We start from the raw sequence: 13,012 nt of genomic DNA, 5'->3' as shown, positions 1-13,012 counted from the left end.
TCGTCCGGTCAGCCTAGCTCGGGCCTGCGACAGCGCCCTGCGGCCCGACCGCCTCGAGGCCGTGCCGGTCCGGCAGCACCGCGGCCACCGCCTCCGTGAGGACACGGATGCTGGGCACCCGCCGGGCCCCGCGGCGGTGCGCGACCGCGATCACCCGCGAGACGGACGGGGGCAGGGTGACGACCCGCACCTCCTCGGGGATCGCCGCCGACTGCAGCGACAGGCCCGGCAGCAGCGCGATGCCCAGACCCGCCGCGACGAGGCCGAGCACGGCGAGCGCGTTGTCGGTCTCGAGGACGATCTCGGGCACGAAGTCTGCGGTCGCACAGGTGGTCAGGAGGTGGCCGCGGCAGCGCGGGCAGCCCCCGATCCAGCGCTCGGCGTGCAGCGCGCCGAAGTCGTCGCCCTCGACGAACGGGTGGGCGCGGGGCAGCACGAGCACGGTGCGGTCGACGAACAGCGCTGTCTCGCGGAGCGACTCGGGCACGCTCTCGCGATCGGTGGCGGCCCGGCCCGCGTGGCGGAACACGACCGCGGCGTCGACGGCTCCGTCGCGCAGCAGCGTCAGCGCCTCGGGGGGCTCCGCCTCGACGTAGTCGACCTGCAGTCCGGGGTGGCTGGTGCGCAGCCGCGACAGCACGTCGGGCACGAGCGTCGAGGAGGCGCTGGGGAAGCCCGCGAGCCGCACCCGTCCCGAGGTCGCGCCGCCGAGGTGGTCGAGCTCCTGGCGCGCCGCGTCGAGAGCGGCCTGCACGTGGACGGCGTGCTCGGCCAGGCGCCGCCCGGCCTCGGTCAGCTCGACCCCGCGGCCCGCCCGCAGCAGCAGGGGGTGGCCCACCCTGGCCTCGGCCCGCCGCAGGTGCTGGCTGAGCGCCGGTTGGCTGTAGCCCAGCTCGGCGGCGGCGGCGGTCACCGTCCCGGTGTCGGCGACGGCGCGCACGATGCGGAGGGTCAACAGATCGAGGTCGTCGGTCATGCTCGAACCATAACGTCACGTTATGTGTGGCGTTGTCATCCTGGCCTTGTCGTCCTGCGGCGCACGGCCCAGTCTGGGGCGATGCCCGACACGACCAGCATCCTGACCGTCCCGGAGGCGGCCTCGCGCTTCGCGAGCGGCACCGGGTACCTCGCCGCGTGCACCATGGGGCTGCCCCTGGCCGAGACTCTCGCGGCCCAGCGCGACGACCTCGACCGCTGGGCCACGGGGTCACGCTCGCCCGTCGCCTACGGGGACGTCGTCGAGCAGGCCAGGGCCTCGTACGCGCGGCTGGTGGGCGTGCCCGTCACGAGCGTCGCCGTCGGCTCGCAGACCTCGGCCATGGTCTCGGTGATCGCCGCGGCCGCGCCCGACGGTGCCGAGGTCGTCTGCGTCGACGGAGACTTCAGCTCGGTCGTCTACCCGTTCCTGCAGCAGGCGCACCGGGGCGTGACGGTGCGCAGCGTCCCGGTCGCCGAGCTGGCGGAGGCGGTCGGGCCCTCGACGTGGTGCGTGGCGTGGTCGGCCGTCCAGTCGGCCACCGGCGTCGTTGCCGACGACGCGAGGATCCGCGCCGCGGCCGCGGTCCACGGCGCCCTCACCGTCTGCGACGTGACGCAGGCGGCGGGCGTCCTGCCGGTCGACGCCTCCGCGTGGGACGTCTCGGTCGGGCACGCCTACAAGTGGCTCTGCTGCCCTCGGGGCGCCGCCTTCATGACCCTGTCCGAGCGTGCCCTGGCGGAGCTGCGGCCCGTGCAGGCCGGCTGGTACGCGGGCGACTCGGTCTGGTCGTCCTGCTACGGGCCCGCGATGCAGCTCGCCCACGACGCCCGTGCCTTCGACGTGTCGCCGGCCTGGCCGGCCTGGCCGGGGGCCGCGGCGGCCCTCGAGACGTTCGCCCGCCTCGACCCTGCCGAGACCTGGGCGCACGCCAGCGGGCTCGGCGACGAGCTCTGCCGACGGCTCGACCTGCCCGAGCAGCACCAGGCGATCGTCACGTGGGCGGACGTCGACGGTCGGGCCGCCACCGCGATGGGGGAGGCGGGCCTCACTGTCTCCGCCCGGGCCGGTCGCGTGCGGGTCGCCTTCCACCTCTGGAACAGGGCCGAGGACGTGGAGGCGGTCGTCGCCTCCCTCGGACGCTGACCCGGCCGGTCGAGACGTCGGTGCTCGTCCGGGCGCCCGGCCGGGGCGGGCCGAGCCGCCCGCGCGGCTAGAGTTGCCGGGTACCTCGACCGCCGGGCCCCGAGCCCGGACCGATCCTCTGGAGCACACCCCGTGGCAGCACCCAACCGTCTCGATTCCGTCATCGCCCTGGCCAAGCGCCGCGGGTTCGTCTTCCAGTCGGGCGAGATCTACGGCGGGTCCCGGTCGGCCTGGGACTACGGGCCCCTCGGCGTCGCGCTCAAGGAGAACATCAAGCGCCAGTGGTGGCAGACCATGGTGCAGGGCCGCGACGACGTCGTCGGGCTCGACTCCGCGGTCATCCTGCCGCGCCAGGTGTGGGAGGCGTCCGGGCACGTCGAGGTGTTCAGCGACCCCCTGGTCGAGTCGCTGCACACCCACAAGCGCTACCGCGCCGACCACCTCCTCGAGGCGTACGAGGCCAAGCACGGCCACCCGCCCGAGAACGGCCTCGCCGACGTGCGCGACCCCGAGACCGGGCAGCCCGGGTCGTGGACCGAGCCGCAGAACTTCTCCGGCCTGCTCAAGACGTTCCTCGGGCCGGTCGACAACGAGCAGGGCATGGCGTACCTCCGGCCCGAGACGGCCCAGGGCATCTTCACCAACTTCGACAACATCCTGCAGTCGTCGCGCATCAAGCCGCCCTTCGGGATCGGCCAGATCGGCAAGAGCTTCCGCAACGAGATCACCCCCGGCAACTTCATCTTCCGCACGCGCGAGTTCGAGCAGATGGAGATGGAGTTCTTCGTCGAGCCCGGCAGCGACGAAGAGTGGCACCAGTACTGGATCGACGCCCGCTTCCAGTGGTACGTCGACCTCGGCATCGACCCCGAGAACCTCCGCCTGTACGAGCACGCCCCCGAGAAGCTCTCGCACTACTCGAAGCGCACCGTCGACATCGAGTACCGCTTCCGGTTCGCCGGAGGCGAGTTCGGCGAGCTCGAGGGCGTCGCGAACCGCACCGACTACGACCTCCGGACGCACGCCGCCGCCTCCGGCAAGGACCTGTCGTACTTCGACCAGGCCAAGAACGAGCGCTGGACGCCGTACGTCATCGAGCCCGCCGCCGGCCTGACCCGGTCGCTCATGGCGTTCCTCGTCGACGCGTACACCGAGGACGAGGCGCCGAACGCGAAGGGCGGCGTCGACAAGCGCACCGTGCTGAAGCTCGACCGCCGCCTGGCGCCGATCAAGGTCGCCGTCCTGCCGCTCAGCCGCAACGAGCAGCTGTCGCCGATGGCGCGAGGCCTCGCCGCGGACCTCCGCAAGTACTGGAACATCGACTTCGACGACGCCGGGGCGATCGGCCGTCGCTACCGTCGCCAGGACGAGATCGGCACGCCCTTCTGCGTCACGGTCGACTTCGACTCGCTCGAGGACGACGCGGTGACGGTCCGCGAGCGCGACACGATGGAGCAGCAGCGCATGCCCCTGTCGGCGCTGCGCGGGTACCTCGCGGAGCAGCTGCTCGGCGCCTAGCGCCCCCGCGGGCCTGCCGGGGCCCGCCGGGCCGCCGGCCCTCCGCGCCTGCGGGGCCCGCCGCGCCTGTCCGGGCCGTCGGCCCCGGACGACCCTCGGGGGCCGAGTCGGGTCACCGGTCGGCAACTCCTGCACGGTGCCCCGTGACAGTTGCACGCAGCGGGGTCGCGTGCGACTGCCTGCACTTGTCGCAGGAGTTGCCGACGCCGGCTGGTCCGCGTCGCTCTCGACTCGTACTCGCGGCCTGCTCGCGGGCCCGGGCCCGGGCTGCCGGGTGCGTCGCCCGCGGTCGGCAACTCCTGATCAGGGGCGCCCGAGGGGCTTCGCGGCCGGAGGCCGGTGCTCCGTGCGTCGCGTTCGTCAGGAGTTGCCGACGGGCACGGGGGCGGCCCGAGCACCGGGCGCCTGCACGCGGCGGTGGAGGTGCGTCCTCCACGCCGTCGAGCGGTGCTCGTCTCGTCCACAGGCTGGCCCGCGACGCCAGCACTACGTGCACATGGGCGAAGATCCTCGGGGGATGACGACGATCCGAGAGCTGGTGGCCGCGGCCGGCGGGCTGCTGCACAAGCGCGACCTCGTGGGCCACGGGGCCACCGACAGGCACCTCACGGCGGCGGTGCGGGCTCGGGACGTCCGGCGTCCGAGGCGCGGGTGGTACTCGACCTGGCCGTCCACCGACCCGAGGTTCGTCGCCGTCGCGGTCGGGGGGAGGCTGACCGGGGCAGCCGCGCTCGCCCTCCTGGGCGCGTGGGCCTGGGATCGCCGTCCCCCCGACGTCGTCGTCTCGGTGCCCCGCACCGCGTCGCGCCTGAGGAGCCGCCGCGGCGTGCGCGTCGTGTGGGACGGAGGCGACGTGGTCGATCGGGGCGGGACCGCGACCGTCGACGCCCGCGACGCCCTGGCCCGCGCCGTGGTCGAGGCGCCCTCCTTCGAGGACGCGGTGGTCCTCGCCGACTGGGCCCGGTCCGTCGAGCTGATCACCGAGGCGGACGACCGGGCCGTCCTCGGGCGGCATCGACAGGACGCGTCGGGGCTGGCTGAGTGGAGCGACGTCGGCGCACAGAGCATCCTCGAGAGCGCGGCGGGCACCCGCCTGCGCCTGGCGGGCCGCGTCGTCGAGCGTCAGGTCGTCGTGGGGCCGCGAGGCGAGGCCGTCGACCACGTCGTCGACGGGACGGCGTCGCTCGAGACGGACGGTCGCGAGCACCACGCCGACCACTTCGAGCGCGATCGCCGGAAGGACCTCCTGACGATCGCGGCCGGGTTCGTGCCGTGCCGGGTCAGCTACCGGCAGGTGCGCGAGGAGTGGGCGGCGGTGCAGGAGGCGGTGGACCGGCTCGTGGGGCTCGCCGGCGGCCCGCCGCCCTCAGGGCGCCCCGAGGCGCGGCTGCCGCGCGTGCTGGGCGCGAGGGGCCGCCGCCGCTGGAGGCTGGGGCCTGACCCGGGAATGCGTCGGACCCGCACCGACTTTGCCCTGTCGTGACCGACACGACCACCGCCTCCTCGTCCCTCGCCAGTTCCCCGATCAGAGTCGACGTCTGGAGCGACATCGCCTGCCCATGGTGCTACATCGGCAAGCGGAAGTTCGAGGACGCGGCGGCGCGCTTCGACGGCGAGGTCGAGGTCGAGTACCACTCCTTCGAGCTGTCGCCCGACACCCCGGTCGACTTCGAGGGCGACGAGGTCGACTTCCTCGCGAAGCACAAGGGCATGCCGGCCGACCAGGTGCGCGGCATGCTCGACCAGGTCACCGGCATCGCCGCCGAGGTCGGGCTCGCTTATGACTTCGGGTCGCTTCACCACACGAACACGGTGAAGGCGCACCAGCTGCTGCACTTCGCCAAGGCGCGCGGCCTGCAGCTCGAGATGACCGAGCGCCTGCTGGCCGCCTACTTCGTCGAGGGCCGTCACGTGGGCCGCGTCGCCGACCTCGGCGACCTCGCCGCCGACGTCGGCCTCGACCGCGCCGAGGTCGTCGCGGCCCTCGAGTCCGACCAGCACCTCGCCGACGTGCGCGCCGACCAGCAGCAGGCGCAGGCGTTCGGCATCACGGGCGTGCCCTTCTTCGTGCTCGAGGGCAAGTACGGGATCTCGGGTGCCCAGGCGCCGGAGGCGTTCCTCGGCGCGCTGCAGCAGGTGCAGTCCGAGCTGGCGACGGCGGGCGGCACCGCGTCCGCCCCGGGTGCGGACACGACTGGGACGGACGCCGTCCGATGAGTCCGTTCGCCATGCTCGGCGACGCGGACGCCCTCGCGTGCGAGGGCGACGCCTGCCTGCTGCCGGCAGCGGTCGCCACGGTCGGCGCCCTGACCCCGAGCGCAGCACCGGTCGGCGCCCTGACGCCGAGCGCGACACCGGCCGACGTCCGGACCGAGGCGGACCCGGCCCCGGAGGCGGCGGTCAGTCGCTGATGTCGGCCACGGTCGCGGAGTACGCCTCGATGAGCTCGTCGGCCTCGACGAACGCGCTCAGGCCGTGCCCGCCGGCGCCCATGGCCACTCGACGACCGACGATCCGCTCGTCGGCCACGACGGGCCAGGCGGTCGAGCTGCCGACGGGAGTGATGGTGCCGCGCTCGAAGCCGGTCGCGTCGAGGGCGACCTCGGCGGCAGGCATCGAGAGCTTGTTGACCCCGACGACGGTCCGCAGCTTGCGCCACGAGATCTGTCGGTCGCCGGGGACGAGCGCGAAGAGGAACGACCCGTCGTGCCGCTTCACCACGAGGCTCTTGACGACCGAGGCCGGATCGACCCCCAGCAGGGCCGCCGCCGCCTCGAGGCTGTCGGCCGCCGGGCGCGCGACGATCTCGACGGCGAGGCCGCGTTCGGCGGCGTCGGCGAGGAGGCGCTGCGTGCCTGGCCCCTGCACGTCGCTCGTCGCCGTGGCGCCGTCCACAGGCGAACCGTCGGAGGCTGTCAGCGCAGGATCGCTCATGGGAGAATCGTACCGATGACCACCTCCACCCTGCCTTCCCCCGGCCTCTCGATCGGACCGATCGACGTGGCCTCGCCCGTCGTGCTCGCGCCGATGGCCGGCATCACCAACACGGCGTACCGCCGACTGTGCCGCGAGCACGGCGCCGGCCTCTACGTCAGCGAGATGATCACGAGCCGCGCCCTCGTCGAGCGCACCCCCGAGTCGATGCGGCTGATCACGCACCACGAGAGCGAGACGCCCCGCAGCATCCAGCTCTACGGCGTCGAGCCGAACACCGTCGCCGAGGCGGTCACCATGCTGGTCGCCGAGGACCGCGCAGACCACATCGACCTCAACTTCGGCTGCCCCGTGGCGAAGGTGACGCGGCGCGGCGGGGGAGCGGCCCTCCCCTGGAAGATCGGGCTCTTCCGCGAGATCGTCGAGCGAGCGGTGAAGGCCGCCGGCGACGTCCCCCTGACCGTGAAGATGCGGAAGGGCATCGACGACGAGCACCTCACGTACCTCGAGGCGGGCCGGGCGGCCGAGGGCGCGGGGGTCGCGAGCGTCGCGCTGCACGCCCGCACGGCCTCCGAGTACTACTCGGGCCAAGCCGACTGGTCGGCGATCGCGAAGCTGAAGCAGACGGTCACGAGCGTGCCCGTGCTCGGCAACGGCGACATCTGGTCCGCGGCCGACGCGCTCCGCATGGTCGACGAGACGGGCTGCGACGGCGTCGTCGTCGGCCGGGGCTGCCTCGGGCGACCGTGGCTGTTCGGCGACCTCGCGGCCGCGTTCCGCGGCGAGGAGCAGAAGGCCGAGCCGGCCCTCGGCGAGGTGGCCGCGGCGTTCCGCCGGCACGCCGAGCTCCTGGTCGAGTTCTACGACGGCGACGAGCCGCACGCCTGCCGCGACATCCGCAAGCACGTCGCGTGGTACTTCAAGGGCTACCCCGTGGGCGGCGACACGCGAGCCGCCCTGGCGGCCGTCGAGTCGCTGCAGCAGATGGACGACCTGCTGGCGACCCTCGACGCCGCTCAGCCCTACCCCGGCGACGCGGCCGAGGGGCCGCGAGGTCGCGCCGGCAGCCCGAAGCGGCCGTCGCTGCCCGACCGCTGGCTCGAGAGCCGAGAGCTCGACGAGGCGTTCCGCGGCGAGCTCGTCGCGGCCGAGCTGCACCACAGCGGGGGCTGAGGCGTGCCCTCCTCGGTCCGCTTCCCGACCGCCTCCTCGACCTCGTCCGCCCCTGCCACCCCGAGAGGCCCCCGGTGACCACTGCCTCCCTGCACGGCGTCGGCGTCGACTACGCCCGCGCCGACTCCGAGCGCTGGCTGCCCGAACAGCACTCGAACCGCCGGAGCGACTTCGCCCGCGACCGAGCACGCCTGCTGCACTCGAGCGCGCTCCGGCGCCTCGCCGCCAAGACGCAGGTGCTGAGCCCGACTGCGGGGCTCGACTTCGCCCGCAACCGCCTGACGCACTCGCTCGAGGTGGCGCAGGTCGGCCGCGAGCTCGCGACGAGCCTGGGCCTCGACCCCGACGTCGTCGACACCGCATGCCTGGCCCACGACCTGGGCCACCCGCCCTTCGGGCACAACGGCGAGCGCGCCCTGAACGAGTGGTCCTCGTCGATCGGCGGCTTCGAGGGCAACGCGCAGACCCTCCGTCTGCTCACCCGCATCGAGCCGAAGGTCATCGACGCGACGGGCCGCAGCTTCGGCCTCAACCTCACCCGCGCCAGCCTCGACGCGAGCTGCAAGTACCCGTGGCCGGCGGCGCAGGGCGTCCCCGACCCGGGCGGACGCATGAAGTTCGGCTTCTACGACGACGACACGGCCGCCTTCGACTGGCTGCGGGCCGGTGCGCCGAGGCGTCGCCGCTGCATCGAGGCCCAGGTGATGGACCTCTCCGACGACATCGCCTACTCGGTGCACGACTTCGAGGACGCCGTGGTCAACGGCTACGTCGACGTGTCGAGCCTGGGGTCGCCCGACGGCCACGAGGCCCTGGTCACGGCCATGCACGCGTGGGTCGGCGGCGAGCTCAGCCGGGACGAGCTCGAGGAGGCCTTCGACCGCCTCCGCCGCCAGCCCTTCTGGCTCCGGTCCTACGACGGCGGCCGTCTCGACCAGGCCCGCCTCAAGAACTTGACCAGCCAGCTGATCGGCCGCTTCGCCGGCTCGGCCACGCAGTCCACGCGCGAGTCGTACGCCGAGCAGTCCCTGATCCGGTTCAGCGCGAGCATGGTCATCTCTCCCGACGTGATCGGCGAGATCGCCGTGCTCAAGGGCATCACGGCGGCCTTCGTGATGACGCAGGGCCACCGCCAGCCGATCTACGAGCGTCAGCGCGAGGTCCTCACGACCCTGTCCGACGCCCTCTGGGCGACGGGCGACTCCGAGCTCGACCCCGGCTTCCGTGCCGACTGGGCCGTCGCGGACGACGATGCCGGCAGGAGGCGCGTGGTCGTCGACCAGGTCGCCTCCCTGACCGACCAGAGCGCCGTCAGCTGGCACGACCGCCTCGTCGGGGCGCGATGAGCGGCCCCGTGACCTCCGTCGCCACCCGGCCCGAGCTCCGAGGAGGGACCGTCCCGTGCCCGGCCTGATCAAGCGCGACGACATCGACGAGGTGCGCTCCCGCACGAACATCGCCGACGTCGTCGGCGACCACGTCACGCTCAAGGGCGCCGGCGTCGGCTCGCTGAAGGGCCTCTGCCCGTTCCACGACGAGCGCAGCCCGAGCTTCCACGTCCGCCCCCAGGTCGGTCGGTACCACTGCTTCGGCTGCGGCGAGGACGGCGACGTCTACAGCTTCGTGATGAAGACCGACCACACGACCTTCCAGGAGGCGGTCGAGCGGCTGGCGAGCCGGATCGGGTTCACGCTGCGCTACGAAGACGGCGGCAAGGCGAGCGACCACGGCGGTCGAGCGCGCCTCATCGCCGCGAACGAGGCCGCGCGGGAGTTCTTCGCCCAGCACCTCACCGCCGCGGACGCGGACCCGGCCCGTCGGTTCCTCGGCGAGCGCGGTTTCGACCCTGCGGCGGCCGAGCGCTTCGGCGTGGGGTTCGCGCCCAAGTCGTTCGACGCCCTCCGCTCTCACCTCAAGGGCGCGGGCTTCGCCGACGAGGAGCTGGTCACGGCCGGGCTGCTGAGCCAGGGCGACCGCAGCCCCTACGACCGGTTCCGGGGCCGTCTCGTGTGGCCGATCCGCGACGTCACCGGGTCGACCATCGGCTTCGGGGCCAGGCGCCTCCTCGACGACGACAAGGGCCCGAAGTACCTGAACACCCCCGAGACGCCGATCTACCACAAGTCGCAGGTCCTCTACGGGCTCGACCTCGCCCGTCGCGACATCGCGAAGGGCAAGCAGGTCGTCATCGTCGAGGGCTACACGGACGTCATGGCGTGCCACCTCGCGGGCGTGACGACCGCCGTCGCGACCTGCGGCACCTCCTTCGGCGTCGACCACATCAAGCTGCTGCGGCCGATGCTGGGCGAGAGCGCGGGGCACGACCTCTCGGCGCTCGGCCAGGTCGTCTTCACGTTCGACCCCGACGAGGCCGGCCAGAAGGCCGCGTCGCGGGCCTTCGCCGAGGAGCAGCGGTTCCAGACGCAGACGTTCGTCGCCCTCCCGCCCGAGGGCCTGGACCCTTGCGACCTGCGGCTCGCGAGGGGGGACGACGCCGTCCGGCGCATGATCGACACCCGTCGACCGATGTTCGAGTTCATGATCCAGCGCAGCGTCGTGGGGTTCGACCTCGAGACGGTCGAGGGCCGTGCCAGCGCGGTGCGAGCAGCTGCCCCGGCCGTCGCGTCCATCCGCGACAACTCGATCCGCCTCGGCTACGCGCGCTTCCTCGCGAAGGCGGTCGGAGAGGACACGGAGAGCGTCGTGGAGGTCGTGACGTCCGTGATGCGCCAGGCGCAGGCCGTCGCGGCGGCACCTCGTGCGCTGCCGGCCAACGCCTCCGAGGGGCGCCAGTCCATCACGAGCCTGCCGCCCCTGCCCGAGGAGCCCGCCGGGCCCAGCCTCATGTCGCTGCCCGGCGACCTGACGACCCGCACCGAGCGCGACGCGGTCATGGCCATGCTGCAGCACCCCGACGCCGTGGGCTTCGAGCTGATGAGGCGAGCGGTCCAGGCGCGACTCGAGACCACCTCCCTGGCGGTCGTGCGCGACGCCATCGGCGCGAGCCTCGACAAGTTCGGCGACGCCTCCTGGCTCGACGTCGTGCTCGACCAGACGCCCGCGCCGTTCGACGCCCTGGCGAAGGAGCTGGCGGTCGCGCCGATCCCGGAGCGCCAGGACAGGGAGATCACGACCTACTGCCGCGGCATCGTCGTGTCGATCGTCGAGCGGGACCTGATCAGGGATAAATCGGAGCTGATGGGCCGGTCGTTCCGCACGGACGTCAAGACCGACCCCGACAAGTGGCGCGAGATCCAGGTACAGCTCGCCGCCCTCGAGGTCGAGCGGAGAGCGCTCACCGCCGAGCAGTGAGGGCCGTGCCGCGGCTGCGAGAGCGGCGCCGGTACGTCATCGTGACGTCATCGGACCACGTGGCAAACTTCGTTGCGAGTTTGTAAACGATCGCCTATCGGTTGCAGCCGAGAGCTGACTGTGTGTTACCAATAGCTACCCCCCGTGCACTGTCGCACCCACAGCTGCGGCCTCGGGGTCCCTGCACACAGAGAAAGAGGAAACCGGAATGACATCCGACTCCAGGCTCAACCGCCGCGTCCTCGCCGTCATGGGAGGAGCAGCCGCCACGGCTCTCGTCCTGGCCGGCTGCGCGTCCGGCGGCGACGCGGCCGACGACGCGCTCAACGGCATCAGCGTCGGCACCACCGACGTCATCACCTCCCTCGACCCGGCCGGGTCGTACGACAACGGCTCGTTCGCGGTGCAGAACCAGGTCTTCGGGTTCCTCATGAACTCGCCCTACGGCAGCCCGGACGTCGAGCCCGACCTCGCCGAGTCGGCCGAGTTCACCGACCCCACCACCTACACGGTCACCCTCAAGGACGGGCTGACGTTCGCCAACGGCAACGCACTGACCTCGAGCGACGTCAAGTTCACCTTCGACCGCCAGCTGGCGATCGCGGACGACAACGGCCCCTCGTCGCTGCTCGGCAACCTCGCCAGCACGGAGGCCCCCGACGACAAGACCGTCGTCTTCACGCTGAAGGGCGCCGACCAGACCTGGCCGCAGATCCTGTCGAGCCCCGCCGGCCCCATCGTCGACGAGGACGTCTTCTCCGCGACCAGCCTGACCGCGCCCGACGACATCGTGGAGGGCAACGCCTTCTCCGGGCAGTACACGATCACCGACTACTCCGAGAACGAGTCGATCCAGTACGCGGCCAACGACTCCTACGACGGCGTCCTGGGCGCGGCGAAGACCGATTCGGTCACCGCCACCTACTTCACGGAGGAGACCGACCTCAAGCTCGCCGTGCAGGAGGGCGACGTCGACGTCGCGAACCGCAGCCTGAGCCCGACCGACCTCGCCGACCTGGCGAAGGACGACTCGTTGACCGTGCACAACGGCCCCGGCGGCGAGACCCGCTACATGGTCTTCAACTTCGACACGATGCCCTACGGCGCGACCCAGCCCGACGCCGACGCGGCGAAGGCCCTGGCGGTCCGCCAGGCCGTCGCGAGCGTCGTCGACCGCGAGGCCCTCGCCAAGGAGGTGTACAACGACACGTACACGCCCCTCTACTCGGTCGTCCCCGACGGCCTGACCGGTGCCACGAAGCCGCTCGAGTCGCTGTACGGCGACGGCCAGGGCGGCCCCGACGCGGACGCCGCGACCGCGACGCTGTCGACGGCCGGCGTGGACGTGCCCGTCCAGCTCGACCTGCAGTACAGCCCCGACCACTACGGCGCGTCGAGCGACGAGGAGTACGCCCTCATCAAGACGCAGCTCGAGGCGTCGGGCCTGTTCACCGTGAACCTGCAGTCGACCCTGTGGGACACCTACTCCACCGAGCGCCGCCAGGACGCCTACCCGGTGTACCAGCTCGGCTGGTTCCCCGACTTCTCGGACGCGGACAACTACCTGTCGCCGTTCTTCGTGAAGGACAACTTCGTCGGCAACCACTACGACTCGGCGGCCGTCCAGGCCCTGCTGTCGCAGGAGATCGCCGAGGGTGACGAGACGGCCCGCACCGCGCTCATCGGGGACGTCCAGGACGCCGTCGCGGCCGACCTGCCGACGCTGCCGCTCCTCCAGGGCACGCAGGTCGTCGTCTCGGCCAGCGACGTCCAGGGCGTCGACGACACGCTGGACTCGTCGTTCAAGTTCCGCTACGGAGCGCTCAGCCGCTAGTCGGCAGGACGACCGCCTCACGGCACGACGACGAGGGGTGCTCCGCCCACGGGCGGGGCACCCCTCGCGTCCGCCTCCGTTCCACCCAGAAAGGCACATCGACGTGACAGTGCTCACCG

At 72.5% G+C, this 13,012-nt stretch carries 11 protein-coding genes; 9 read left to right on the top strand and 2 right to left on the bottom strand.

Going from position 1 to position 13,012, the window contains the following annotated elements:
* Nucleotides 1-13: 13 nt before the first annotated feature.
* Nucleotides 14-976 (bottom strand): LysR family transcriptional regulator, encoded by a 963-nt coding sequence (locus IFT90_RS08575; protein ID WP_192041821.1) that lies wholly within the window; start codon nt 974-976, stop codon nt 14-16.
* 81 nt (nt 977-1,057) lie between these two features.
* On the opposite strand from IFT90_RS08575, the gene IFT90_RS08570 reads away from it, so the two are divergent.
* The 5 genes from IFT90_RS08570 to IFT90_RS08550 all read left to right on the top strand — a co-directional run bounded on the left by IFT90_RS08570 (nt 1,058) and on the right by IFT90_RS08550 (nt 6,051).
* Entirely contained in the window at nt 1,058-2,122 is a 1,065-nt protein-coding gene (locus tag IFT90_RS08570; RefSeq protein ID WP_192041820.1) for an aminotransferase class V-fold PLP-dependent enzyme, read from the top strand.
* Between the two features lie 132 nt (nt 2,123-2,254).
* Nucleotides 2,255-3,640 carry a glycine--tRNA ligase gene (locus IFT90_RS08565; protein WP_192041819.1) on the top strand — a complete coding sequence of 462 codons (1,386 nt, stop codon included), beginning with the start codon at nt 2,255-2,257 and terminating at the stop codon, nt 3,638-3,640.
* A gap of 517 nt (nt 3,641-4,157) precedes the next feature.
* Complete coding sequence (locus tag IFT90_RS08560; protein WP_192041818.1) at nt 4,158-5,123, top strand: hypothetical protein; 966 nt, start codon at nt 4,158-4,160, stop codon at nt 5,121-5,123.
* Nucleotides 5,120-5,857: a DsbA family protein gene (locus IFT90_RS08555; RefSeq protein ID WP_192041817.1), complete on the top strand. Its 738-nt coding sequence runs from the start codon at nt 5,120-5,122 to the stop codon at nt 5,855-5,857. Before IFT90_RS08560 ends, IFT90_RS08555 begins: the two co-directional genes overlap by 4 nt.
* Entirely contained in the window at nt 5,854-6,051 is a 198-nt protein-coding gene (locus IFT90_RS08550; protein WP_192041816.1) for a hypothetical protein, read from the top strand. The genes IFT90_RS08555 and IFT90_RS08550 overlap by 4 nt, the downstream gene beginning before the upstream one ends.
* Here IFT90_RS08550 and IFT90_RS08545 read toward each other — a convergent pair.
* Entirely contained in the window at nt 6,041-6,574 is a 534-nt protein-coding gene (locus IFT90_RS08545; protein WP_192041815.1) for an aminoacyl-tRNA deacylase, read from the bottom strand. The two genes, IFT90_RS08550 and IFT90_RS08545, sit on opposite strands and share 11 nt — an antisense overlap.
* Before the next feature lie 15 nt (nt 6,575-6,589).
* Between IFT90_RS08545 and dusB the strand changes: the two genes are divergently transcribed.
* From dusB to IFT90_RS08525, 4 genes are all read left to right on the top strand, one after another.
* Nucleotides 6,590-7,747: a tRNA dihydrouridine synthase DusB gene (dusB, locus tag IFT90_RS08540; RefSeq protein WP_192041814.1), complete on the top strand. Its 1,158-nt coding sequence runs from the start codon at nt 6,590-6,592 to the stop codon at nt 7,745-7,747.
* Nucleotides 7,748-7,821: 74 nt separating this feature from the next.
* Nucleotides 7,822-9,093, top strand: a complete 1,272-nt coding sequence (locus IFT90_RS08535; protein ID WP_371812196.1) for a deoxyguanosinetriphosphate triphosphohydrolase — start codon at nt 7,822-7,824, stop codon at nt 9,091-9,093.
* A 55-nt stretch (nt 9,094-9,148) separates the two neighbouring features.
* Entirely contained in the window at nt 9,149-11,059 is a 1,911-nt protein-coding gene (gene dnaG / locus IFT90_RS08530) for a DNA primase (protein ID WP_192041813.1), read from the top strand.
* 208 nt (nt 11,060-11,267) lie between these two features.
* Nucleotides 11,268-12,893, top strand: a complete 1,626-nt coding sequence (locus IFT90_RS08525; RefSeq protein ID WP_192041812.1) for an ABC transporter substrate-binding protein — start codon at nt 11,268-11,270, stop codon at nt 12,891-12,893.
* The last annotated feature ends 119 nt before the right edge of the window (nt 12,894-13,012 follow it).

Source organism: Frigoribacterium sp. CFBP 8766, from assembly GCF_014841435.1.
Lineage (GTDB): Bacteria > Actinomycetota > Actinomycetes > Actinomycetales > Microbacteriaceae > Frigoribacterium.
This window is presented reverse-complemented; position numbering and strand designations above follow the sequence as displayed.

Coding starts and splice junctions, on each gene's coding strand:
- IFT90_RS08550 (WP_192041816.1), top strand. CDS start 5,854: ATGAGTCCGTTCGCCATGCTCGGCGACGCGGACGCCCTCGCGTGCGAG.
- IFT90_RS08545 (WP_192041815.1), bottom strand. CDS start 6,574: ATGAGCGATCCTGCGCTGACAGCCTCCGACGGTTCGCCTGTGGACGGC.
- IFT90_RS08525 (WP_192041812.1), top strand. CDS start 11,268: ATGACATCCGACTCCAGGCTCAACCGCCGCGTCCTCGCCGTCATGGGA.
- IFT90_RS08575 (WP_192041821.1), bottom strand. CDS start 976: ATGACCGACGACCTCGATCTGTTGACCCTCCGCATCGTGCGCGCCGTC.
- IFT90_RS08570 (WP_192041820.1), top strand. CDS start 1,058: ATGCCCGACACGACCAGCATCCTGACCGTCCCGGAGGCGGCCTCGCGC.
- dusB (WP_192041814.1), top strand. CDS start 6,590: ATGACCACCTCCACCCTGCCTTCCCCCGGCCTCTCGATCGGACCGATC.
- IFT90_RS08560 (WP_192041818.1), top strand. CDS start 4,158: ATGACGACGATCCGAGAGCTGGTGGCCGCGGCCGGCGGGCTGCTGCAC.